Origin of the sequence: Amnibacterium endophyticum, from assembly GCF_042680685.1 — a bacterium.
Classification (GTDB): Bacteria; Actinomycetota; Actinomycetes; order Actinomycetales; family Microbacteriaceae; genus Amnibacterium; species Amnibacterium endophyticum.
In genome coordinates, this window is the sequence record NZ_JBHUEA010000019.1 from 46,608 (window position 1) to 69,599 (window position 22,992).

The following is a 22,992-nucleotide window of genomic DNA, read 5'->3' on the forward strand; positions in this document are numbered from 1 at the left end:
CCGTGTTCTTCCGGGTGACCGCGGTCGTCTCGCGGACCTGCTCGTCGGACATCTCGGCTCGAGACCGGTGGGACCGCTCACCGCTCTCCTCCCCGGGTTCGCTACGCCCGACTTCCGTGACGCTACACAGCGATCGCTGCTGGCGAATCGGTCACGGATCGGTCGCCCGGACCGAGCGCCGGCGTTCGGCGGACCTGCCGAGCGGCCCGACTCGCTGCACCGACCTGCGGGCACGAGCTCGGTGCAGGCCGGACGGCGAGCGCCCAGCCCGCTCGGCGGGGCGGTGTCGCTCGACCTCCCGCCGAGTCGACGGACGCTTGACCGATCCGCTGACGGATGCGGCCCGTGCGCTGCGCCTCATAGCGTCGCGCCGAGGCGCAGCGCACTGCGTGCGACCGGGTCGAGGGATCTTCGACACCGGTCCGACGACTCGACGACCAGGAGGTCCACATGAAGATCGGAATTCTCGGCACGGGCAAGGTGGCGCACGTGCTCGGCGGCGCATGGCAGCAGGCCGGGCACGAGGTCCTGCTCGGAGGACGAACGCCGAGCGCGGCCGACTCGGGGCTGGAGGTCGGGCTCCTCAAGGACGTCCTCGCCTTCGGTGACGTGATCGTGAACGCGATCACGGGCGCGGCCGCGCTCGAGGCGATCACGGCGCTCGACGTGTCGGCGATGGCCGGCAAGACGCTGCTCGACGTGACGAACGCGGTCAGTGCGACGGGGGAGCTCGTCTACCCGAACTCGAGCCTCGCCGAGCACCTGCAGGCGGCGCTGCCCGACGTGCACGTCGTGAAGTCGCTGAACACCGCAGCGATCGAGGTGCAGGCGGATCCGTCGCTCGCCGGCCCCGGGACGCTGTTCGTCTCGGGCGACGACGCCGACGCGAAGCAGCAGGTGGTCGGACTCCTGCACGACCTGGGCTGGACGGACGACGGCATCCTCGACCTCGGCGGGGTGCAGACCGCGCGTGGACCGGAGCACTACATCGTGCTGTTCTTCCTCGCCATCGGCGTGCTGAAGAGTCCCTTCTTCAACCTGCGGATCAGCCAGAAGTAGCGCACGCGGATCAGCCGGAGACGTGGACGACATGGACGAGACGACCGACGCGCTGCCGCCCGCGTTCACGAGTGCGCTGGCGAACGAGCAGTTCATCCTGCAGTCCGTGTCGGGCGCGACGATCAGCGAGAGCGGGTCGCGGTCGGCGCTCTACCTGTCGTCGCTCTCCAGCGGGCTCGTCGCGATCGGGTTCGCGAGCGCCGCCCGGGGAGCGTTCGCGCCGCTCGCGTTCACGGTGCTGCCGACCGTGTTCCTGCTCGGATGCTTCACCGCGGTCCGTCTCGTCGACACCAGCGTGGAGAACCTCGTCGCGCTCCGGCGGGCGCAGCGGATCCGGACGCACTGGGCCCGCCTGCACCCGACGGGATCGTGGTTCTTCGAGGCCGACGCTCCGGGGACCGGGCAGCGCGGCTCCGTGTACGGGTTCTGGTCGCTGCTGTTCACGATGGCGAGCCTCATCGTCCTGGTCAACGGCGTGCTCGGCGGCGCCATCGCCGCCCTCGTCGTCGCGGTCGCCCTCCACGGTCCGGCCGCGGTGGCCGTGGGTATCGGGATCGTCGTCGGACTCGCCTCCGTGGCGAGCGGCCTCACCTACGAGCACCGCCGTATCGACCCCTTCATCCGCTCGTCCACCCGGCAGGACGGGCCCCCGCAGTCGTCGGGAGAGACGGAGCAGTGATGGCCGAACGCTGGATCGCGGCCTCCTTCGGAGGACCGGAGGCACTGCGCCTCGAGCCCTGCGCGGTACCGGAGCCGAGGAGCGGCGAGGTGCTGGTCGCCGTCGCTGCCGTCGGCATGAACCCCGCCGACTACAAGCACATCGCACCGGGCCAGGACCCGCGCCTGCTGCCGCTCGCACTCGGCTTCGAGGTCGCCGGCACCATCGCGGCGCTGGGGTCGGGTACGTCCATCGCGACCGGAAGCGGGGCCGTCGGCGACGAGGTGATCGCTGCGCAGATTTCGGGTGGGTACGCGACCCACGTGGTCGTGAGCGCCGCGGACGTCTTCGCCAAGCCCGAGCGCTTGAGCATGGCCGAGGCGGCGAACCTGATCGTGGCCGGGTCGACGGCCGCCGAGCTGGTCGACGTCACCGGCGTCGGACCGGGCGACACCGTGCTGATCCACGGCGCGTCCGGGGCCGTCGGGACCAGCGTCGCGCAGCAGGCGGCGCTGGTCGGCGCTCGGGTGATCGGCACCGCGAGCGAGCAGCACTTCGCCGCAGTCCGAGCGGCCGGCGCGCAGCCGGTCGCCTACGGCGACGGCCTCGAGTCCCGGGTCCGCCAGCTCGCTCCGGAGGGGATCACGGCGGCGATCGACACCGTCGGCACCGACGAGGCGATCGACGTCTCGATCGCCCTCGTCGCCGACCGCGCCCGGATCGCGACGACCGCCGCGTTCGCTCGAGCAGCACGAGCGGGGTTCACCGCCGTGGGCGCGCGCAATCCTCGCTCCGCGCCGTTCCGCGCCGGAGTCCGAGGCCGGGTGATCGGTCTCGCCGCCTCCGGGGACCTGCGCGTCCCGGTGAGCGAGATCTATCCGTTCTCGCGGGCACCGGAGGCGCTCGCGAGGCTGATGGGTCACCATCCGGGCGGCAAGCTCGCGCTCGCCGTCGAACCGCCAACGGAACCGGAGGAGCACGCGTGAGCACCATCGGCATGATCGGCACCGGCCACGTCGGCGCGCAGATCGCCCGCGCCGTGGCCGTCGCGGGCTACGACGTCGTCCTCAGCAACGCCGGCGGTGTCGGGACGCTCGGAGGCCTGGTGTCCGAGCTGGCCCCCCGCGCGACCGCCGCGACCGTGCCCGAGGCCGCGGCGCGGGCGGACCTGGTCGTGGTCGCGGTGCCGATGCGCGCGTTCTCCGCCCTGCCGGCCGACGCCCTCGCGGGGAAGGTCGTCGCGGTGACCAGCAACTACAACCGGGACCGCGAGGGACCGGTCCTCGCCATCGACGAGCAGCGGACGACGGTGCCGGGCATCCTGCAAGCCGTGCTGCCGCGATCGAGGGTGGTCCGGGCCTTCAGCCACATCTCCTCCGCCGAGCTCACGACGGACGGGTCGCCGGCGGGCACTCCGCACCGGCGCGCGCTCGCGTTCGCGGGTGACGACTCGAGCGCCGGTGCCGCCGTCGCCGCGCTGTACGACGCGATCGGGTTCGACGCGCTCGACCTGGGCGGGCTGGACGAGGCGTGGCGCATCGATCGGGGGCAGCCGGCGTTCATCGCGCACCTGGACCTCGAGCAGCTGCAGGTCGCCGTCGCGCGCGCCGACCGCAGGCGCAGCGGACGCTGATCGGGGTCACCGACCTCCTGCGGGCCGCCCCGTCGACCGCGCTGCTCCTGTCGCGCAGCGGGCGTCGACGACCTCGAGACCGTGCCGACACCGAGCGCGAGCCGTCAGGCCTCCGCCGACGGCGCGAGCACTCCGGCGAGGTCGGACCGGGACGCCACGGAGAGCTTGCGGTAGACGACGGACAGGTGGTGCCCGACGGTCCTCGGGCTGATGAAGAGGGCGGCCGCGATCGACTTGTTCGACGCGCCGTCCGCCGCGAGGGCGGCGATCCGCGCCTCCTGAGCGGTGAGCACCTCCTCCTCGCCCGGGCTCCCCGTGCGGTGCGCACCCGTGGTCATCGCGAGGGCTTCGCGCGCTCGGGCCGCGAGTGTCGGCGCGCCCAGGGCGTCGAACTCGTCCGCGGCGTTGGCGAGGAACGCGCGCGAGTCCTCGCGGCGGCGGGCCCGTCGCAGCCACTCGCCGAGCACCAGCTCGACGCGGGCGCGGAGGAACGGACCGCGTTCGCCGATCAGGTCCGCCCGGACCCCGTGCAGCTCGGACTCGACCGCGTCCCCGTCGGCGATCATCGCCCCGATGAACCGCGCGCTCGCGCCGGACCACGTCGACCCCGTGGAGGTGGCCGCGTGGTGCAGGAGGGCCTGCTGCTGCTGCGCGAGCGCGATGTCGCCGATGCGCACGGCGGCCTCGCCGAGGTCGACCGCCGCGAGCAGCGCGGCGGTCGGGTGGTGGGACTCGCTCCGGGGGTCGCGGAGGGGTGCGAGGAGATCCACTGCTGCCTCCGTCGCCCCGGTGAACAGGGCGGCGGCACCGCGATGCCATCGCACCAGACCGAGCGCGACCCGGTTGCCGGAAGCCCGCGCGAGCGCCCCGACGTGCTCAGCGAGCCGCTCCGTCTCGGTCCGGTCGCCCCGGAGCGCGGCGATCCAGGTCTGCGCGAGCAGCGCGTGCGCGAGCACGACCGGCGCATCGGACGCTGTCGCGAGGTCGGCGGCTTCCGCGGCCGCCGCCGCAGCCCGGGGCAGTCGGCCGCTCAACGCCTCGAGGAACGACTGCTCGGCGAGCGCCGTGCTGACCAGCGTCGACGCGCCTCGCGCACGGGACTCCTCGACGAAGGCTCGGTACCGCCGCAGCGCCTCGTCCTGCACCCCCGTCGCCGCGGCCAGGGCCGCGGGCGGGATGCGCCACAGCTCCTGCTGGTCCGCCGCGTCGGCGCCCGCGAACCGCCACGCCTCCAGCACCCGCCGAACGGCCGCTCGCATGGGCCCGGCCAGGGACTGCAGCAGCACCTGGTCGTCGGGCATCGCGAGCGGATCGAACGATCCCGCCCGCCAGGCCGCGGTGATCCACATCGCCGCGGCCGCGAGCAGCTCGGGCTCGCTGCGCCCCGGCGCGGCTCGTGCGACGAGCCTCGCCGCCGTCGAGCAATCGCCTCCCGTGAGCTCCAGCAGCGCGCCGAGCTCGTCGACGACGGCATCGGGGGAGGCCAGGCGGCCCCGCCGGTGCAGCTCACGAGCTGCACCCATGGATCCACGCGTCCACTCGTCGACACCGGCTGCCACGAGCCGCGCGCTCGCCGAGCGGGCATCGGGGGAGAGGCGCGCCGCCGCCGACCAGAGCGGGATGCTCTCGGCGGGCCCCCGCCGGCTGCCGATCCTCCTCGCCGCTCGAGCGATCTCCTCCGCCACGGCGGCGTCCGGAGCCGTCGACACCGCGGCGAGGACGCGTGCTCTGAGGTCGTCCCCACGGCTCAGCGTCGCCAGCAGCGCGTCCGCCGCCTCCCGACGCACAGCGGCGGGCAGCACGTCCACGAGCGCGGCTCGCGTGATCGCGTCGGGCAGGCCTGCTCGCCCCGCCTCGATGCGGACCCAGCCGGCCGCACCGAGTACGACCCGCGGCAGCACGTCCTGCCCGAGGTGCGCAGTGACGGCTTCGAGCTGGTGCAGCGGAAGGTCGGGCACGAGCGTGAGCACGGCGAGCGCCGCACGCACCTCCGGTCGGAGGAGCGGCACGCGACGGGCGAACGCTGCGCGAAGCGCGCCCCCGATCTCGATCGGATGCAGCCCGCTCTCCGGCGTCCGCGGGACGGGCACCGTGAGCAACGCGAGCGGGTTGCCGTTCGCCGTCCTTGCGAGCACGTCGCGTTCCGCCGCTGATGTGCCGGGACGGTGCTCCTCCAGCAGCGAGGACGAGTCCGCAGGGGAGAGCGGTGTCAGCTCCAGCTCGCCGATCTGCTCGAGGACGCGCAGCTGCAGCGTGGTGGTGAAGACGACACCGATCGCACGGGCGGACGCCCGGCCGGCGACGAAGCGCAGTGCGAGCATCGTCTCGTCGTCGAAGGTGTCCGCGTCGTCCGCGAGCACGAGGACGGGGCGGTCACGGGCTCGGCGATCGAGGGCTGCGAGCAGCGCTGCGCCCACCGCGTCCGGACGCGCCGGGCGCTCGGCGTGCTCCGGGTCGGATCCTGCCACCTCGATGAGGAGGTCGGCCCCCGGCCCGCCTTCGATCGAGCCCTCGGGGCATCGGAGCTGGGGCAGCAGCTGCTGCAGGCCCGCGTACGGGGACGACTGCGAGGTGGTCGGCGCCTGCAGGCGGAGCACGGCGAGGTCCGTCGCGCGTCGCTCGAGTTCATCGAGCAGGGAGGTCCGGCCTGATCCGATCGGGCCGCGGACGACACGGGCGCCGCCTCGGCCGACCGCGACTCCGGAGGCCAGCCGGGCGAGGCTCGTCAACTCGGGGGTCCGGCCCAGCAGCACCAGCCAGACGATAGTTGTTGCGAGCAACCACGCCGTCGCGATCGCTGCTCGCCACCACAGCCCGGTTCAGCGTGCTCGAGCATCATCGGGGAACCCTGCGCCGCTCGGTGCGACACTGCACCACGTGCTGGCGGCGTGGTACGACGAGCAGGGCCCCTCGACCGTGCTCCAGGTGGGCGAGCTGCCCGATCCTCTGCCCGGACCGGGTGAGGTGCGGGTGCGGCTCACCCGGTCGGGCATCAACCCCGGGGACACCAAGAAGCGCCGTGCGACGTTCGGGCTCCCGATGCCGTACCCGCGGATCGTGCCGCACAGCGACGGCGCGGGAGTCATCGACCGGGTGGGCTCCGCCGAGGAGGAGAGGCGCATCGGCGAGCGCGTCTGGGTCTACGGAGCCCAGTCGTACCGGCCGTTCGGCACCGCGGCCCAGTACACGGTGCTGCCGTCGCAGCTGGCCGTTCCCACACCGGAGGGCCTCTCGGACGATCTCGCCGCCTGCCTCGGCATCCCCGGGATCACGGCGCACCGGGCCGTCTTCGCCGACGGCCCCGTGGCGGGACGGACCGTCCTCGTGCACGGCGTGCGCGGCGCGGTCTCGAGCCTCGCTGCGCAGCTGGCGGGCTGGAACGGTGCGACGGTCATCGGCACGGTGCGCTCCGCGCCTGACGGCGGCGACCTGGACGAGCGCACGGTGGCGCTCGACCAGGACCCGGTCGGGCGGATCCGCGCTCTGGCACCTGACGGCGTCGACCGGATCATCGAGGTCGCGTTCGGCGCGAACATCGACCTCGACGCCGCGGTCGGCCGGAACGGCACGACGATCGCGGCGTTCGCCAGTCCGACGGACCGACCGGACCTGCCCTTCTGGCCGCTCCTGTTCAACAACACGGTGATCCGTCTGCTCGGCAGCGACGACTTCCCGGAGGCTGCGAAGCAGCAGGCGGCCACGGACCTGTCGACCGCCGCGGGCACTGGAGCCCTCGACGTGCCGATCGCGGACGTGCTCGCGCTCGATCGGATCGCGGAGGCGCACGACCTCGTCGATTCAGGGCGGGCACACGGTCGCGTGCTCCTCGCGCCTCCGGCGCCGTGAGCCCTGCCTGACCGGGGACCTCCTCCACCAGGCGCTGATGGCGCTCGGTGTCTCGCGGAGGTGCGTGCGCGCGACGTCGCGCGACGCCGGCGCGTGCGGGGCCGTCGACACCGAAGAGCCATGCCGCAGTCCGACGCGTCGCCGCACCGCGATCGTGCCGCGGCGGGTCAACGTGGGAGGGAAGCGAAGACGTTGACGAGATTGCCGTCGGGATCGCGGACCAGCAGCGACCGGTTGCCCCACGGCATGTCGGTCGGCGGCTGCACGAGCGAGTCCGTCCGGGTCGCGAGACCCTGATACGCCTCGTCCACGGCGGCAGGGGAATCGGCCTGGAACTCCACGATCACCCCGCCGTGGGCATCGGCGAAGCCGGGTTCGGGCACCGTCTCTGCAGCGCCGATGGCGAGCGTGCCCGTCGCAGCGCGGAAGACGGCGAACTGCGGAACGGGGCGCTCGGCGCTCATGCCCAGGAGGCGTTCGTAGAACGCGGCGGCGCGCGGGACGTCGTCGGTGATGATGCGGACCGATGCGAGGTGCACGGTTCCCTCCTTCTTTCGTCAGCCGCGAAGCTATGACCAAAAGCGGGCGCATTCGGCCCGCTTTCGAAGAGAATGAGCCGGTGGGGCGGCCGACGGCGCGTGTGCTCGAGCTGCTCGAGCTCCTGCAGAGCGGCGGTGTGCGCACCGCGCGCGATCTCGCGGGTCGACTCGGGGTCGATGAGCGCACGGTCCGCCGCTACGTCGAGCACCTGATCGAGCTCGACGTGCCGGTGGAGGCGGTGCGCGGTCGGTACGGCGGCTTCCGCATCGCTGCCGGCGCGCACCTGCCGCCGCTGATGTTCACGGACGACGAGGCCCTGGCCGTCATGCTCGGGCTCGCGGTCTCGGCCCGCGAGGGCCCGTCCTCGGCGGCCCGCGTCGCCGCGGAGACTGCGGCGGCCAAGATCGCCCGCGTCCTCCCCGCCCGGCTCGCGGACCGCGCGTCGAGCCTCTCCAGGACGCCCAGCACGGGAGCGGGGCCACGTCCGGCGGAGGTCGACACGTCGGTCATGCTCGCGGCGGTGTCTGCGGTTGAGCAGCGCCGACCTCTTCGCGTGGTGCACCGGCGGGGCGCATCGGCGACCGAGCGGACCGTCCTGCCCTGGGAGGTGGTCGAGCACGCCGGTCGCTGGTACCTCGTCGGGCTCGATTCGCGATCCGATGCCGTGCGGACGTTCCGACTCGACCGGCTCGAGCGCGTCGAACCGCTGCCGGGCCGGTTCGACCGACCGCCGACTGCGGACCCGAGAGCCGAGGTCCTGGGGTCCCTCGCGCGGGCTCCACGGGAGCACGTGGTGCGCGTGGAGGTGCGGACGGACGCGGAACGGGTCCGGCGCCTGCTGCCCGCCTCGATCGCGCTGGTCGAGCCCGCCCACGAGGACGGATGGCTGCTCCTCCAGCTCCAAGCCGCCCGTCTCGACTGGGTCGCCGGCGTGCTCGTGCAGCTGGACGTCCCGTTCCGCGTCCTCGAGCCCGGAGCGCTGGAGGACGAGATCCGGGGTCTCGCTCGACGCGCGCTCGCTCGGCTCTAGCGCAGCGCCCTCCGGCCTCGTCCGACCTCGCGAGAGCCGCTCGAGCGCAGCGGCCGACGTGCGGGGCGACGTCGCCCGGCGGGCGCAGGGCCCGTCCGGCAGGTCGACGCCCCTGTGCCCACCCGTCAAGAGGGGGAGGCGTGCTGCGGCAATGCCTCATACCTTGAGTGGCCGCTGATCGAGTGACATCGGCGCCGGCGCACGACGGCGAGGAGCGAGGAGCCATGACGCGAGAAGGGAAGGCCGGCGACAGGCTGCTGCGTGTGCTGCTGAGGGCGTGGTACGTGCGTCGCCTGCGGGCGCTGCAGAACGTGCCGGCGCCCGAAGCCGCCGCTCTGCGTCGAGCTGCCGAGGGCGACGCCGATCGCGTGCTCCTGATCGGCAACGGATTCGCTCACGGCTGGGGGACGCGGTCGCACGGGCTCGCACTGCCCGGTCAGCTCGAGGCCGGGTTGGCGCGGCGATCGGGGCGGCGCACCGTGGTCGAGTTCGTCGGTGCGGAGATCATGAACCTGGCGGCGGTCGTGCCGTGGATCCGGGAGCATCCGCTCGGCGAGTACGACCTGATCCTGCTCGTGCTCAGCCTGAACGACGCCCTTCGGCTGACTTCGGTGCAGGACTACGAGGCGCAGATGCGGCGCCTGGTCGACGAGCTGCGCACCCGACGGCGTCCGGGTGCGCGGGTGGTCGTCGCCGGCATCCATCCCGTGCACGACCTGCAGGGCTACGGCGGGCTCATCGGGCGATTGACGCAGCGGCGTGTCGAGGAGCTGAACGCGGCGGTCGCCTCCGTGCTCACCGGTCTCGACGGCATCGAGTTCATGGAGCTGCCGGCCCCCGTCCCCGAACCCGGCCGCCCGCACGGCTCTCCATCCATGTACGCCGAGTGGAGTGCGGCCTTCTCGGAGACCTGCGGCCGTCATCTCGACGCCTCCGTCACCACGCGGGCGGCGACCGCGAGGGCGGTGACCGGCCACGCCTGGGACTGGGCGCCGGGTCAGCGGCTCGCGGAGGACGTGGACGGGACGCTGCAGACCGAGCTGCAGGACCTCGCCTCCCGCGCGAAGGACGAGTTCAAGGTCGACCTGGCCTACGTCACGCTGGTCGACGGCGGCCGGCAGTTCTACCTCGCGAACACCGCCAAGGGCGGAGCCGCTGAGGTCCCGCTCGAGCTGTCGCACTGCCGCGAGACGGTCCGGGGGACGGGGGAGTTCGTCGTCACCAACTCGTTCCACGACCCTCGCTTCCGCGACAGCCCGCTGATCGAGGTCCCGCAGTTCCGCTTCTACGCGGGCTTCCCGTTGGTCAGCGCGGACGGGGCGACCATCGGCACCTTCTGCGTGTCCTCGGTCCTGCCGCATCGCCGCGGATACGTCCCGTCCGATCAGCTGCGCGCCTACGCGACCCTTGCGGAGGGCGCGATCCAGCGCGCGGTCGAGGACCAGCACGACGCCTCCTCGCCGGTGCCGGCCGAGGTGTGAGCGAGGCGGGGTGCCGGACTGCCGCGCGTTCGCACCGGAGGGGCGCGAGGTGCTGTCGCTGTCTGCGCGCCTACGTCTGGTCGTCGGTCGGGTGGAACCGGATCCTGCCGTCGACGTCCTTGCGGAACTCGCCCGACTTCGTGCCGTCGACGTCGTAGAACGGCGTGACGGTGTCCATGCCGAAGCGTGCCGCGGCCTGCATCCCCGGCGACGCCCACTCCAGGTCGACCAAGGAGGGGTGCATGCCCTTGACGGGCGCGATGGAGATGTGCTCGACGTGACCGAGGTCCAGCACCGCCGAGTAGTCGAGATCGTCCACGGTCACCCCGAACCCCAAGGAGCGAAGGGCCCTCAGCCCGCGCACCCATCCGAGCGTGTCGGCGTGCAGCCGTGGTCCCCCCAACCCCTCGCTCACGGTGAGCTGCTCGAGCTGCGCGAGGCTGCCGAGCGGTGAGTAGTCGTGGACCCGCTTGGTCCCCTCGAGCCTGAGCCGGCGAAGCGAGGCGAGTCCGGCCAGGGGCTGAAGATCCGTGACCCCGGACGCGCCACCGAGATCGAGTTCGAGCAGCCGCCGCATCGGCGCCAGCGCGGCCAGGTCGTCGTAGTCACCCCACTTGAGCGCGAGCCGCTCGAGCTGCGACTGCCCGCGCAGACTCGCGAACAGACGCTTCGGGGTGCGGGTCACGAACTCCAGATCCAGGATCGCGCTCGCGCCTGAGGCGAAGAACTCGCACCACTCCTGCACGATCCGCGAGGCCACGGGTCGGGACGCATCCAGCTGCGTGGCCGCGACGAACACGGCCGGTTCCCCGTCGTACTCCTCCACGCGCTCGAGCGTCGGTCGGTTCCCCCTCCCCATGGCGCGAGGGTAGACGCCCGACGGGCGCTGACCCCTTGTCGTTGGAGACCGTCTCGCGATCTGGGGAAGGGGTTCGCTCGCGAAGGAAGCAGGAGGTCTTACGACGAGGAGTCGTAAAAGCGCGTGCACTCATCGCGCATCTCGTAGATAATCATCTACGACTCGGTAGGATCGGGGTCGTGGAGCGCACGATCAGCATCGGCCAGCTGCGACAGAACCCGACAGGGATGATCCGCGAGGTGAAGAACGGCGCGGTCTACACCTTGACGGATCGTGGTCAGCCGGTGGCTGACATCGCTCCCCATCACTCGGCCCGTTGGCAGAGCGGCAGCGAGGCCGCGACGGTGCTGCGCGAGCTCGGACCGGACGCGTCCTGGGTCGCCGAGGACCGGCACCGCCGGGGCGAGGAAGCCGGACCGCGCGACCCGTGGGCGGCGACCGAATGAGGCTGGTTCTCGATACCAGCGTGCTCATCGCTGCCGACCCGCCGCCGGCCGATGCGGAAGTCGCGGTCGCCTCGGTCGTGTACGCCGAGCTGGCGTTCGGAGTGCGCGCTGCGGTCGATCCCGTGCAGCAGGCCCTGCGTCAAGCCCGCCTCGATCGTCTGACCAGCCGGCTCGGGCCGGGGTTGCCGTTCGACGACGCGGCAGCGACCGCCTACGGCCTCCTGGCCGGTCTCGTGCAGGCCTCGGGTCGGAACCCTCGAGCACGTGCGCTGGACCTGATGATCGCGGCAACCGCCTATGCGAACGACGCGGGCGTCCTGACTCGCAACGCAGCCGACTTCACCGGGCTGGAGCCGCTGGTGACCATCTGCACCCCCTGAGGCGTGCAGCGTCGGGCAGGAGGTCTTACGCGCCTCCTCGAGGAGATCGGGGCCGCACGGACTCCCACCGGCGAGCGTAGGGGGGTCTCATGAGCAGGGGGTTGAGACGCGATCACGACTTGTGATCGGTCGTACCGCCTCACTCCCTGTGCAGCGTACGGTCCAGTTGAAGGTGCCCCGCTGACCACTGCCGTGGGGCGATCCCGAAGAGGTGGACGTGGAAATGGTCTCAGCCTTCGGCGCCGGCACCTCGACGCTGGTCGGCCTCGTGGTAGCCGCCTGCACCTGAAGATCACGACGGTTCTCGTGAAGATCTGGTGGTCCACTCGGGAGCGTCGCCCGCGACGGAACCAGGGCTGAGCGCCGCCGCCACCTCAACAGTAGGTCGCCGAAACGGTTGCTCCTGGCCCGGGCGGGTAGCCGCGTCCGGGCTCAGGGGGCGGGTGGCGCCGCGAGTCGGTGTGCGGCTCGGACCACGAATGCGCGACGGCGCTCCCGCTCGGCCGGGTCGTCGGCAACGGTGCCCGTGATCATGCCCGCGAGCTGTGGGACGGTCTGCCACCAGGCCGCGAGGGCGATGAGGGCGAACACGAGGTGGCCGGCGTCGAGCGTCGCGTCGAGGAGTCCGGTCTGCTGCGCCTCGCTGAAGCGCTCCACCTTGTCGCGGTAATGCGCAGTGCGTCCGGCGGCATCGGCGGGAGGGCCGTCCTGCAGGCCCTCCCACTGCAGCAGGCGAGCGAGCTCGGGATGCGCCGCGTGGTAGTCGAAGGTGGCCCCCGCGAATGCCCCGATGTCGTCGAGGCCGGCCCCGGTCAGCCGCACCGATGCGGCCAGGCGCTCGAGCTCCTCGGCCAGGACGAGGTCCCAGAGCGCCTTCTTGTCGCCGAAGTAGCTGTACAGCCGTTCCTTGTTCACGCCCGCCCGTGCAGCGATCGCTCCGACCGTCGTGCCGTCGAACCCTCGCGCCGCGAACTCGGTCAGGGCGGCGTCGCGGAGCCTTCGCCGCGTCCTGTCCCTGTCCCAAGCCACGTCGAACGGTACCAACGACCGAGTTGGAGATTGGGTGTACGGTTCCAACCGCTTGGTTGGAGTTGGAGGACTCGATGGACGAAGACGCGTTGGAGCTCAATCGGCAAGACCTGCTCGAGGCTCAGGGGCTGGTGGTGCTGATCACCGGCGCGAACAGCGGCATCGGGTTCGCGACCGCGCAGCAGCTCGTCGAACGAGGAGCGACGGTGTGGGTCGCAGCGCGGGACCTCGCGAAGGGCGATGCAGCAGCTCAGGGGCTCGGCCACGGGGCGCGAGCCGTGCGACTGGACGTCACCGACCCGGAGTCGATCGGCGAGGCCGTGGCGCAGGTCGGCCGCCTCGATGTCCTGATCAACAACGCCGGGGTGAACCCCGGCGGAGAGGACGTCGCGGGGACGTCGCTCGACCAGCTCCGTCGCACCTACGAGACGAACGTGTTCGGGCTCGTCGCGGTGACGCAGGCGTTCCTGCCCGCACTGCAACGGTCGGCGCATCCAAGGATCGTCAACATCTCCAGCGGCACCGGCTCGTTGACCTGGAGCAGCAGCGCCAATCCGCAGTTCGACTGGGAACGCGCCCGGGGTGGCGGTCTCGCCTATCGCAGCTCGAAGGCGGCCGTCAACGCCGTCACCGTGCTGTCGGCCCAGGCGCTCGGCGTCCGGTTCAAGGTCAACGCTCTCGCTCCCGGGCTGCGGGCCACCAACCTCGTTCCCGGCCTGAGCGCCGGCGGCGACCCCGCCGAGGCGGCCACCGGCGCCGTTCGGCTCGCCCTCCTGCCCGATGACGCGCCGTCCGGAGCGCTTTGGTCCTGGGACGGCACCCGCGCCCCCTGGTGAATCGCAAGGGAGGGCGAGACGTCCCGGTCGGAGGGGTGGAACCAGGACTGGTTGCGGCGTTGTCTTCAGGCGTAGGTCAGGACGTGCTCGCGCGGCGCGGATGGATCGCGCTTGAACAGATGCGGGTTGCGGGCGGGGTCCGGTCAGGTCTGCTGCAGTGGTTGGAGCAGGGCAGTGCTGATCCGAGCGAGGGCCTGCAGGTCGCTTGCGTTCATCTGGCCGAGGAGCTCCGTCTGGACGAATCGCCAGTGCGCGGGTCCGGCTCTGGTCAGCAGCGCCTGACCCGCGTCGGTGAGAGTGGCGAGGGTAGCTCGCCGGTCGTCCGGGTCGGTGGCACGGGTCAGGAGTCCGTCCGCCTCCAGCCGCGAGCTGACGTGGGACATTCGCGACAGGGTCGTGTTGGCCAGGCGGGCGATGCTGCTGAGCCGAGCAGTCTGGTCCGGAGAGCCGGCGAGGTGCTCCAGGACGTAGAACTCCACGCAGGTGATCCCGGCGTCCGCCTGCAGCTGCCGGTCGAGTGCGGCGGGCAGTTGCGTCATCACCCGGATGAGGTCGAACCAGGCCGCGCGGACCGGCTCGGGCAGCCCGGAATCCTGCATTGGTTGCACCTTCAATCTTTTGCACTACATTGCATGCAGCAACAACCATTGTGCAGGAGGAGATCTCGTCATGCGTATCGCCGTGCTCGGTTCCACCGGTCCGACCGGGCGTGAACTCGTCGCTCAAGGGCTCGCGAGCGGTCATGAGGTGGTCGCGATCGCGCGTCGGCCGGAGGCGTGGTCGGAGCTGCGCGATGCGCGCCTTGAGGTGGCGCGCGGCGACGTGGAGGACCCTGCTTCGATCGCGCGCGCCGTGGAGGGGACAGACGTGCTGGTCTCGGCGCTGGGTCTCTCTCGGGCGCAGGCGCCGGGTGTGTTGACCGCTGGAGCGCGGGCGGTGCTGGCTGCGGCGCCGGCGCGGGTCATCTGGCTCGGCTCGCTGGGCGGGAACCCGTCGGCGGAGGTGGCGGGGCCGGTGTGGCCGGGACTGATGCGGATCGTGCTGCGGCGCGAGATGCCGGACAAGAACCGGGCCGACGTGCTCCTGCTGGACGGCGGGGCGACGCTGGTGCACGCCGGGCCGCTGACCAAGGGTGCGAGCAGCGCTGCGGCCGAGGTGGTGCCGCTGGACGAGCTGCGCCGACGCATCCTGCCCCGCGCGATCTCCCGGGCCGATGTGGCGGCCGCGATGCTGAAGGAGGCCGCCGACGCCCGCTACCCGGGCCAGGTGGTGGTCCCGGTCGCGCGCTGATGGGAGACGCCGGTCAGCGACGCTCGACCTGCGCCTGCAGCGCTGGGGCGATCAGCTCCACCACCGCTGCCAGCGGCATCTCGGCCAGCGGCCCCAGTCGGATCACGTAGCGGGTGAGCGCGACGCCGAGCAGCATCGCGCTCACCGGTGCCAGCTGTGGTTGCGGCGCTGCGGGGAGCACATGAGTCTCCAGGAACTCCTGCACGATGGCCGTCGCCCCCGGGGCCCCGATCGCACCCCGCATCAACGCCCGTGCGGGCAGTGCCGTCTCCGGTGCCTCCCAGAGCGACAGGTAGGCCTCCGCCAGACGCCGCCCGCGGTCCTCGCCGGATCCGGCCGCCGCGGCGCCGAGGTCCGGCAGCGCGCTGTGCAGGTGCTCCAGCACTGAACCGAACAGGCCGTCCTTGCTGCCGAAGAACTGGATCACGAGCGCGTTGTCGACACCAGCTTCGGTCGCAACGGCCCGGATCGTCGTGGCGCTGTAGCCGGTCTCCGCGAACAGTCTGGTCGCGGCGGCGAGCACCGCACCGCGGCTGGACTCGGGACCGGGTCTGCGGCCGGTCCGTCGGGTGGTCGCAGCATCTGGCACCTGCTCATGGTCGCACCGCAGCCGACCGGGGCATGCTGCGCACCGACTGGGAGAAATCAGCGTTCGATGAGTTCTGCCTGCCGCCGGCCTACGCTGATATCACCGACTGTTGAGTTGATCGAGTGCGAGGGCTTGTGGTGGAGAACGTGGAGCAGGGCGAGGTGCGGACGGATCGGCGGCGCTGGTTGGTGCTGGCGGTGATCGGGCTGGCGCAGCTGATGGTGGTGCTGGATGCGACCGTGGTGAACATCGCGCTGCCATCCGCGCAGGCGGACCTGGGGTTCAGCACCGCGGACCGGCAATGGGTGGTGACGGCGTACTCGCTGGCGTTCGGCAGCCTGCTGCTGCTCGGCGGAAGGTTGTCGGACCTGGTCAGCCGGAAGCGGATGTTCCTGATCGGGGTGCTCGGCTTCGCGGCTGCCTCTGCGGTGGGCGGGGCCGCGCAGTCCTTCGAGGTGCTGGTCGCCGCCCGGGTCGCGCAGGGCGCGTTCGGTGCGGTGCTGGCCCCGACCGCGCTGTCGGTGCTGACCACCACGTTCACGGCCCCGAAGGAGCGCGCCCGTGCGTTCGGGATCTTCGGGGCGATCGCCGGCGCGGGAGGCGCGGTGGGACTGCTGCTCGGCGGCGTGCTGACCGAGGCACTGGACTGGAGGTGGAACCTCTACGTCAACGACGTGATCGCTGTGTTCGCCCTGCTCGGTGGCATCGCATTCATCCGCACCACCGCACGGGCCACGACACGTCGCAGCATCGACCTGCTCGGCACACTGCTGGCCACCACGGCGCTGTTCGGGCTGGTCTTCGGGATCACTCGCGTGCAATCCGACGGCTGGGACGCGCCGATCACGTGGCTCCCGCTGATCGCTTTCGGCGTACTGCTGACTGCGTTCGTCATCCGGCAGCGCACCGCCGCCGCACCGATCCTGCCGCTGGGGATCGTGCTGGACCGCAACCGTGCTGCGGGATACCTGTCGATCCTGGTAGCCAGCACGGGCATGTTCGGGGTGTTTCTCTTCGTCACCTACTACCTGCAGTCCACGCTGCACTACACGCCGATCCGAACCGGCGTCGCCTTCCTGCCGATGATCGGGTCGCTGATCGTCGCCGCTCAGATCGCAAGTAGTCGCTTCGTGCCTCGATTCGGGCCCAAGGCCGTCGTCCCGGTCGGGATGCTGCTCGGGGTCGCCGGAATGCTCTGGCTGACCGGACTGGACGCATCCAGCTCCTACGCCGGCGGCGTGCTGCCACCCCTGCTGGTGCTCGGCGCGGCGATGGGCACGGTGCTGCCGGCCTCGATGCAGCGGGCGACCCTCGGGGTCGAGCCCGGAGTCGCCGGTGTCGCCTCAGCCCTGGTGAGCACCAGTCAGCAGGTCGGCGGCTCCGTCGGCACCGCGGTGCTGAACACCGTCGCAGCGACCGCGATCAGCAACTACGTTTCCGCCCACGTCCCGCCGACCCCAGCCGGGCCCGGGCGGGCCGCCATCGCCGGCTACGACGCGGCTTACTGGTGGGGCGCCGGGTTCTTCCTCCTCGGCGCGGTCCTGTCCGCCACCCTCTACCGCCGTCGAACCAACGACGTGCAGCCCGCCGACGCGCAGCAGGTGCCGGAAACTGCGGCTGCCTGACCCCGCCCCTCACCGGGCGCCGAAACTCCAACCGGGTGACACGCGTCGGCGCGGCACCCACCAGTCCTCAGAACCGTCAATCTGAGCTCTCACTACGTGAACGGAGCGCCATGTCCGCCACCCCGCCGGTTACCACCGAACTGATCCACCGCCTGGTCCCGTTCTCGAAGTTCCTCGAAGTCACCTTCTCGACCCTCACCACCGACCGCGTCGTCGCACAGCTCCCCGCTCGCGGAGAGCTCGCGACCATCGGAGCAGGAGTGCACGGCGGGGCCCAGATGGCTCTGGCTGACATCGCCGCGGCGGTCATGGCAGTGCTGGCCGGCGGGGACCCGACCGCGGCGCCAGCGACCATGCAGTCCTCCACGAACTTCTTGCGGCCCGCTCGTGGCGATCTGACCGCCACCGCGACCGTCGAGCGAGCAGGGAGGTCCACCGTGATCGATGTGACGATCACCGACGAGCACGACTCGGTCACCGCACTCGTCCGTCAGATCGTGCAGGTCCGCCCGTCACGGCAGACGTCCGGACCTCGATAGCGACAGCGCCAGCGCGGGTTCGAGTCCGCGAGCTGGGGCCGATGGAACTTGTGAGCAGTGCAGCGAGTCGCCTGGGGCGAACGCTCCGCGACTGTGTGGCGCAGTCGCCCTCGGGGCGCAGCAGGAATCGCTCGAGCTTCGGCGTCCGCTGACCGTCAAAGGGTGACGACGAGTTTGGCAGCCGAAACACCGCGGCGCTGAAGGTCGAGCGCAGTCTGGATGTCCTGAAGGTCGTGACCGACGACCTCGGGTCGTGGGCTGATCGCGTGGCGGTGCTCGGCGAGGGCTGCCGGCAGGTGGTACTGGTAGACGGCGGTGCTGACGTCGTTGTTCTTGAGGCTCGTGCCGAAGATGAAGCGCGCACGGACTCCGAGTCGTCGCGCGGTGACCTGCATCGGGATGGTCGCGCGGACGAGTCGGGCGGTGAGGGCGATGCGGTCGGTGAGTCGGTCGCTGGCGAGGACGGCGAAGTCGACCGGCGGGGTGCCGATGGCGACCTTGCGGTCGCCATGCGCGGCGCCGGCGATTCGGACGCAGGCGGGGGCGCTGGTGGTGCCGAGGGCGAGTGCGCCGGCGAAGCGGCGATGGGTGAAGGCGGTGATGATCGCCGACTCCACGTCGTCGGCGCGGTAGTCGAAGACCTCTGCCGCGCCGAGAGATCTGACGTGGTCGAAGTTGCGGGGGGATGCGGTCGCGATGACCTCGTAGCCGGCCGCGACGGCGAGCTGGATCGCTTGACTGCCGACGCTCGTCGAGCCGCCCCACACCAGCAGCGTCTGCCCGCTCGGGATCGAACCCGTACCCGGGGCGCGCAGGCCGAGCTGGTCCTGCTGGAAGAGCGCGGAGGACGCCGTGGAGACCGCCAGCGGCAGGGTCGCGGCTTCCTCGAAGGTCAGGTCGTCGGGGATCGGGCAGGTGAGCCGCTCGAGGGCGACCGGGTAGTGCTGAAAGGCGCCCTCCGCCGGCCGGTTGCTGTCCTTGTCCGTGCCGACCGTGTGGGCCAGCACGCGGTCACCGACGCGGAACCGGGTGACATCGGTCCCGACCTCGACGACCTCGCCCGCGACGTCGGAGCCGATCACCGTCGGGTAGTGCAGCCATCGATAGGTGATGTTCCCGTCGACCTGGATGATCCACTCGAGCGGGTTAAGTGCGACCGCTCGACTCCGGATGACGACCTGATCGGCCGCTGCCTGCGGATAGGGGGCGGGTCCGACTTCAAGTCGGGCGTGCTTGCTGCGGATCCAGGCCGCACGGTTCTCGGGCATGACGTCCCTCTCGACTGATTGCACTCGGTGTAGTCAAAGCGTCACACGGAACTGCACCAAGTGCAATTCGCGGCGTAGGCTCTCGACGTGGCGCGCTGGGCGGAGGGTGGGGGCGAGCGCCTGCAGCTGGCGGCGATGCAGCTCTTCCAGGAGCGCGGATATGACGCGGTGACCGTCGCGGAGATCGCGGAGCGGGCTGGCCTGACGAAGCGCTCCTTCTTCAATCACTTCGCCGACAAGCGCGAGGTGCTCTTCGCCGGCGCGGCCGCTCTGCAAGCTGAAGTCGTGCAACACATCCGTGCCGGTGGAGCGGACGAAGTCGCCATGGATGCGGCCCTGAGCGGTCTCGCGAAGGCCGGCGAGGGGCTGGCGGACTACCTGGAGCACGCTGCGGCGCGCCATGCCCTGCTGGTCGCCTCACCCGAGTTGTTGGAACGCGACGCCTTCAAGAACGCCTCGATGGCGGATGTGATCGCACAGGCTCTCGAGGAACGCGGCACACCGCCGCGGACCGCGCATCTCACCGCTCGAACTGCGGTCCTGATCTTCAACACTGCCTTCGCCGACTGGGCCTCGAACCCGGACGTCGACTTCGGCTTCCACCTGGACCAGGCACGCGCAGATCTGATCGGGGCCGTCAGCTGAAGGCCGGTGGTGCAGGGCTCGCCCATCATCTCGAGAGCCGGCCGGTTCTGCTGCAGCGCCCGCCTGACTGCCGGCGACCACATCGTCGCCCGCTCACCCGCCCTCCGTGGGACTTGTCTCTCGGGCAGGCGCGTGACGGGTCTTCTAACCAGGGCGGTGGGACGTCTCGCGGGCGCACACCTGAGACGGACGCCGTGGCCGCACGGCAGTGATGCGGACGCGAGGTCTGCGGACTGCGCTTGACGTTGCCGTTGCGTCAGTGCCTACCGTCGATCGGGCCGGCGAAGCCGGTGGTCCGTGAGGTGAGGTGGCGATGGTGTGGACGATCGTCGAGGTCGCCCGGGCTTCCGGTATGACGTCGAGGACGTTGCGGCACTACGACGCGATCGGGCTGCTCCGCCCGGCCGGTGTCGGGGTGAACGGCTACCGCGAGTACGGGCAGGACGAGCTGCTGCGGTTGCAGCAGATCCTCGTGCTGCGCGAGCTGGGGCTGCCCCTGGAGGAGATCCGGAAGGTCCTGGACGCGCAGCGCGACCGAGTGACCGCGCTGCGCGAGCATCACGATCGGCTGGTCGCCGAGCGCGACCGTCTCACGATCGTCGCTGCCACCGTCGCCCGAACCATCGCGGACCTGGAGAGGAACGAAGGGAGAACCGCCATGACCATCAACCGGCCCGAGAACCTGTTCGAAGGGTTCGATCACCGCCGCTACGCGGAGGAGGCACGCGAGCGCTGGCCTGAGGAGGCCGCGTCGTCCGAGCAGTACGCCGCCGGGATGTCGACCGAGGAGACCGTGGCGCGGCAGCGCGAGTGGACCGCGCAGATGGTGCGGGTGGCCGAGCTGCGCGCGGCGGGCGCAGCTCCGTCGGACGAGCGGGTGCAGGCCGAGATCCAGGCGGTCTACGACGGGATCCTGCCGATGTGGACGCCGAACGCCGCGGCGTTCAAGGGGCTCGGTGCGACCTACGTCGACGACCCTCGTTTCACGTCGACGTTCGACCGGGTGAGCCCCGGGCTCGCCGGCTTCTACCGCGACGCGATGACGGTGTTCGCGGACACGCACCTCACCTGATCGCCCTGACGCAGGTACGGGTGTCAGCCTCCACGCTTCTCCGTACCTGCGTCATCACCGCACTCTGCGCGTCTCGCGAGCAGGGACCTGAACCGTCTCGACCACCGAGAGCGGCGCACCTGGTGCACGGCCAGCGCGATCGGAGCGACGCGCCGACGAGCACCGGAGTCACGGCGAGCCGTGGTGCTCCTTCGGCGCGCTGTCGAGCTCTTCCGGCCGACCATCGCGCGATTCGGCTGTGGTGGGAGGCGATCTGAGGGCTCCGCGACGCGCGGGGAGGTGCTCGAGGTCGGCTCGGGTGTTGCAGGACGTGCTGTCCCCGTACGCTCCCCGTGCCGAGGTCGCGGTGCAGCGGGTGGTCGGGAGTGGGCTGTGGAGGGGTGGGAGTGCTGATGGGCCCTGCGAGTGGTTCTGCCCCCGTACCGGTTCTGGACAGCCGCTACGCCGTGCGCGGGCAGCTGGGGTCGGGTGGGCGGTCGGTGGTCTGGCTCGCTGATGACCGGCTGCTGTCGCGGCAGGTGGCGATCAAGGTGTTCCGGGCGAACGCGGAGTCGCGGGAGGCGTTGGAGGAGCAGGAGCGTGAGGCGAAGCTGATCGCCTCGATGAACCACTACGCGCTGACGACGTTGTTCGATGCCGGTGTCGATACGACTGACCCCGCCCGTCCGCAGATCTATCTGGTGATGGAGTACATCCCCGGACGTGATCTGAAGCAGCGGCTGCTCGACGGGCCGTTGGAGTGGTTCCAGGTCTGCTGGCTCGGCCGGGACCTGGCGGAGGGCTTGCAGTACCTGCACGAGCTCGGGTTCCTGCATCGTGACATCAAGCCGGCGAACGTGCTGCTGGCGACCCGTCATGCCGACGTGCGACTGCGAGGCAAGCTGACGGACTTCGGACTCAGCTCCCTGGTCGGCTCCGACGGAGACAGCGAGTACGTCACCGGAACGGCGGCCTACCTCGCGCCCGAGCAGGTCGAGGGACGGGGCGCGACGGCGGCGTCGGACATCTACTCGCTCGGGCTGGTGCTGCTGGAAGCGCTCACCGGTCAGGTGGCGTACCCGGGTGGGGTCGAGGAGTCGGCGTTCGCGCGCCTCGACAACGACCCCGCGATACCGAGCTCGATCCCCGCACGCGTGCGGGCGGTGCTGCGGAGCATGACCTCGTTGGAGCCGAAGGAGCGGCCCGCGCTGGCCGAGGTCGCGGCGGTGTTCCAGAACCTGCTGATCGATGATCTCGTCCGTCAACGCGGCTACGCCGTCTCCGAGGCTTCGGACACCAGCGAGCACCGGCCGCTACCGGCCACCGCCCTGAGCGCGGACGGGCAGGAGGCGGAGCGAGTCGCGGCGCTGCGCCGCTACGACGCCGTCGGGAAGCCCAGCGACCCGAACCTCGACCGGATCAGCCGCTTGGCCGCGGAATTCCTCGGCGTGCCGTACGCGGCAGTGTCGTTCGTCGACGCCGATCGGATCTGGATGCAGTCCCGTCAGGGGATCGAGGAGGAGCAGCTGGACCGCGAGGTCGCTGCCTGCGTACTGCGCACCGAGCCAGGCGCCTGGACCGTGCCCGACATGCGTGAGGATCCCCTCACCCGGTCCCTGCCCATGGTGCTGCAGGACGGCGGACCCAGGTCCTACGCCGCCGCACCACTCGTCACCTTCGACGGCCACGCCCTCGGCAGCTTGTGCGCCTTCGCCCCCGAGGTCCGCGTGTTCACCGCCAACGACCTGCGGGTCATGACCGACCTCGCCGCGATCGTCATGAACGACCTCGAACTACGACTGGCCATGCGCCGAGCCCTCTTCGACCGCTGAGGACACCCGGCAGCATCGCTGCGCCTGCGCCGAGGAGTCCCCGGGGCCGGAACGGCGGTTCGACCGCCAGAAGCCGGCCTCCCGCAGCCGAGCGGCACGATCGGGGTCGAGCGCCATCGGCCCCCCGCAGCGCCTCCGTCGAACATGCAGGAACCTCACGAGGCGCCGAGGAGGGAGGGCTCGGGTCCTCGGCGGCCGTCAGAGCAGGTAGCTGGTGCTGCCGATGATCCGAGGGCCGGAGTGTCCGCGGTCGCATCGCCACAAGGGTGCTCCTGCGGCGATCTCAGCGCCCGCCCCGACCCGGCACATTCCTGTGCAGTCCGACCGAGGACATGGTCGAGGCGACGGCGCAGCAG

Annotated in this window: 23 protein-coding genes; 16 read left to right on the plus strand and 7 right to left on the minus strand. The window is 71.4% G+C overall.

Annotated elements, in window-relative coordinates:
* Positions 1-450: 450 nt before the first annotated feature.
* From ACFSBI_RS12370 to ACFSBI_RS12385, 4 genes are all read left to right on the plus strand, one after another.
* Positions 451-1,059 (plus strand): NADPH-dependent F420 reductase, encoded by a 609-nt coding sequence (locus ACFSBI_RS12370; RefSeq protein ID WP_377935365.1) that lies wholly within the window; start codon positions 451-453, stop codon positions 1,057-1,059.
* Positions 1,060-1,090: 31 nt separating this feature from the next.
* The gene (locus tag ACFSBI_RS12375) at positions 1,091-1,738 is read left to right on the plus strand and encodes a hypothetical protein (protein WP_377935366.1); all 648 of its coding nucleotides are present in this window, start codon (positions 1,091-1,093) and stop codon (positions 1,736-1,738) included.
* Positions 1,739-1,827: 89 nt separating this feature from the next.
* The gene (locus ACFSBI_RS12380) at positions 1,828-2,703 is read left to right on the plus strand and encodes an NADP-dependent oxidoreductase (RefSeq protein ID WP_377935367.1); all 876 of its coding nucleotides are present in this window, start codon (positions 1,828-1,830) and stop codon (positions 2,701-2,703) included.
* The gene (locus ACFSBI_RS12385) at positions 2,700-3,350 is read left to right on the plus strand and encodes an NADPH-dependent F420 reductase (protein ID WP_377935368.1); all 651 of its coding nucleotides are present in this window, start codon (positions 2,700-2,702) and stop codon (positions 3,348-3,350) included. The genes ACFSBI_RS12380 and ACFSBI_RS12385 overlap by 4 nt, the downstream gene beginning before the upstream one ends.
* 104 nt (positions 3,351-3,454) lie before the next feature.
* Here the strand turns inward: ACFSBI_RS12385 and ACFSBI_RS12390 are convergent, their stop codons facing one another.
* Entirely contained in the window at positions 3,455-6,103 is a 2,649-nt protein-coding gene (locus ACFSBI_RS12390; RefSeq protein ID WP_377935370.1) for a helix-turn-helix transcriptional regulator, read from the minus strand.
* Positions 6,104-6,227: 124 nt separating this feature from the next.
* Between ACFSBI_RS12390 and ACFSBI_RS12395 the strand changes: the two genes are divergently transcribed.
* Positions 6,228-7,196 (plus strand): NADPH:quinone reductase, encoded by a 969-nt coding sequence (locus ACFSBI_RS12395; protein WP_377935372.1) that lies wholly within the window; start codon positions 6,228-6,230, stop codon positions 7,194-7,196.
* Between the two features lie 167 nt (positions 7,197-7,363).
* Here the strand turns inward: ACFSBI_RS12395 and ACFSBI_RS12400 are convergent, their stop codons facing one another.
* The gene (locus ACFSBI_RS12400) at positions 7,364-7,735 is read right to left on the minus strand and encodes a VOC family protein (RefSeq protein ID WP_377935373.1); all 372 of its coding nucleotides are present in this window, start codon (positions 7,733-7,735) and stop codon (positions 7,364-7,366) included.
* Between the two features lie 80 nt (positions 7,736-7,815).
* On the opposite strand from ACFSBI_RS12400, the gene ACFSBI_RS12405 reads away from it, so the two are divergent.
* Positions 7,816-8,766 (plus strand): helix-turn-helix transcriptional regulator, encoded by a 951-nt coding sequence (locus ACFSBI_RS12405; protein WP_377935375.1) that lies wholly within the window; start codon positions 7,816-7,818, stop codon positions 8,764-8,766.
* Between the two features lie 224 nt (positions 8,767-8,990).
* The gene (locus ACFSBI_RS12410) at positions 8,991-10,247 is read left to right on the plus strand and encodes a GDSL-type esterase/lipase family protein (protein ID WP_377935377.1); all 1,257 of its coding nucleotides are present in this window, start codon (positions 8,991-8,993) and stop codon (positions 10,245-10,247) included.
* A 70-nt stretch (positions 10,248-10,317) separates the two neighbouring features.
* Here the strand turns inward: ACFSBI_RS12410 and ACFSBI_RS12415 are convergent, their stop codons facing one another.
* Positions 10,318-11,073 carry a leucine-rich repeat domain-containing protein gene (locus tag ACFSBI_RS12415; RefSeq protein WP_377935378.1) on the minus strand — a complete coding sequence of 252 codons (756 nt, stop codon included), beginning with the start codon at positions 11,071-11,073 and terminating at the stop codon, positions 10,318-10,320.
* A gap of 212 nt (positions 11,074-11,285) precedes the next feature.
* Between ACFSBI_RS12415 and ACFSBI_RS12420 the strand changes: the two genes are divergently transcribed.
* Together ACFSBI_RS12420 and ACFSBI_RS12425 are read left to right on the plus strand one after the other, a co-directional pair.
* Positions 11,286-11,552: a type II toxin-antitoxin system Phd/YefM family antitoxin gene (locus tag ACFSBI_RS12420; RefSeq protein WP_377935380.1), complete on the plus strand. Its 267-nt coding sequence runs from the start codon at positions 11,286-11,288 to the stop codon at positions 11,550-11,552.
* The gene (locus tag ACFSBI_RS12425; protein WP_377935381.1) at positions 11,549-11,932 is read left to right on the plus strand and encodes a PIN domain-containing protein; all 384 of its coding nucleotides are present in this window, start codon (positions 11,549-11,551) and stop codon (positions 11,930-11,932) included. Before ACFSBI_RS12420 ends, ACFSBI_RS12425 begins: the two co-directional genes overlap by 4 nt.
* A 432-nt stretch (positions 11,933-12,364) precedes the next feature.
* Here the strand turns inward: ACFSBI_RS12425 and ACFSBI_RS12430 are convergent, their stop codons facing one another.
* Positions 12,365-12,961, minus strand: a complete 597-nt coding sequence (locus ACFSBI_RS12430; protein WP_377935383.1) for a TetR/AcrR family transcriptional regulator — start codon at positions 12,959-12,961, stop codon at positions 12,365-12,367.
* A 74-nt stretch (positions 12,962-13,035) separates the two neighbouring features.
* On the opposite strand from ACFSBI_RS12430, the gene ACFSBI_RS12435 reads away from it, so the two are divergent.
* Positions 13,036-13,797 (plus strand): SDR family NAD(P)-dependent oxidoreductase, encoded by a 762-nt coding sequence (locus tag ACFSBI_RS12435; protein WP_377935385.1) that lies wholly within the window; start codon positions 13,036-13,038, stop codon positions 13,795-13,797.
* A 143-nt stretch (positions 13,798-13,940) separates the two neighbouring features.
* Here ACFSBI_RS12435 and ACFSBI_RS12440 read toward each other — a convergent pair whose 3' ends face one another.
* Positions 13,941-14,396: a MarR family winged helix-turn-helix transcriptional regulator gene (locus ACFSBI_RS12440; RefSeq protein WP_377935387.1), complete on the minus strand. Its 456-nt coding sequence runs from the start codon at positions 14,394-14,396 to the stop codon at positions 13,941-13,943.
* 70 nt (positions 14,397-14,466) lie between these two features.
* Between ACFSBI_RS12440 and ACFSBI_RS12445 the strand changes: the two genes are divergently transcribed.
* Positions 14,467-15,087, plus strand: a complete 621-nt coding sequence (locus ACFSBI_RS12445) for an NAD(P)-dependent oxidoreductase (RefSeq protein ID WP_377935389.1) — start codon at positions 14,467-14,469, stop codon at positions 15,085-15,087.
* A 13-nt stretch (positions 15,088-15,100) separates the two neighbouring features.
* Here ACFSBI_RS12445 and ACFSBI_RS12450 read toward each other — a convergent pair whose 3' ends face one another.
* Positions 15,101-15,610 (minus strand): TetR/AcrR family transcriptional regulator, encoded by a 510-nt coding sequence (locus ACFSBI_RS12450; RefSeq protein ID WP_377935391.1) that lies wholly within the window; start codon positions 15,608-15,610, stop codon positions 15,101-15,103.
* A 203-nt stretch (positions 15,611-15,813) separates the two neighbouring features.
* Between ACFSBI_RS12450 and ACFSBI_RS12455 the strand changes: the two genes are divergently transcribed.
* Both ACFSBI_RS12455 and ACFSBI_RS12460 read left to right on the plus strand, forming a co-directional pair.
* Positions 15,814-17,301: an MFS transporter gene (locus ACFSBI_RS12455; RefSeq protein WP_377935393.1), complete on the plus strand. Its 1,488-nt coding sequence runs from the start codon at positions 15,814-15,816 to the stop codon at positions 17,299-17,301.
* Positions 17,302-17,411: 110 nt separating this feature from the next.
* On the plus strand, positions 17,412-17,840 hold the full coding sequence (locus tag ACFSBI_RS12460) for a PaaI family thioesterase (RefSeq protein WP_377935395.1): 429 nt from the start codon (positions 17,412-17,414) through the stop codon (positions 17,838-17,840).
* 155 nt (positions 17,841-17,995) lie between these two features.
* Here the strand turns inward: ACFSBI_RS12460 and ACFSBI_RS12465 are convergent, their stop codons facing one another.
* Positions 17,996-19,108 (minus strand): zinc-binding alcohol dehydrogenase family protein, encoded by a 1,113-nt coding sequence (locus tag ACFSBI_RS12465; RefSeq protein WP_377935397.1) that lies wholly within the window; start codon positions 19,106-19,108, stop codon positions 17,996-17,998.
* An 87-nt stretch (positions 19,109-19,195) separates the two neighbouring features.
* On the opposite strand from ACFSBI_RS12465, the gene ACFSBI_RS12470 reads away from it, so the two are divergent.
* The 3 genes from ACFSBI_RS12470 to ACFSBI_RS12480 all read left to right on the plus strand — a co-directional run bounded on the left by ACFSBI_RS12470 (position 19,196) and on the right by ACFSBI_RS12480 (position 22,636).
* Complete coding sequence (locus ACFSBI_RS12470) at positions 19,196-19,753, plus strand: TetR/AcrR family transcriptional regulator (RefSeq protein ID WP_377935399.1); 558 nt, start codon at positions 19,196-19,198, stop codon at positions 19,751-19,753.
* 313 nt (positions 19,754-20,066) lie between these two features.
* Positions 20,067-20,825, plus strand: coding sequence for a MerR family transcriptional regulator (locus ACFSBI_RS12475; RefSeq protein ID WP_377935401.1), 759 nt, complete (start codon positions 20,067-20,069; stop codon positions 20,823-20,825).
* A gap of 392 nt (positions 20,826-21,217) precedes the next feature.
* On the plus strand, positions 21,218-22,636 hold the full coding sequence (locus tag ACFSBI_RS12480) for a protein kinase domain-containing protein (RefSeq protein ID WP_377935428.1): 1,419 nt from the start codon (positions 21,218-21,220) through the stop codon (positions 22,634-22,636).
* Positions 22,637-22,992: the final 356 nt, after the last annotated feature.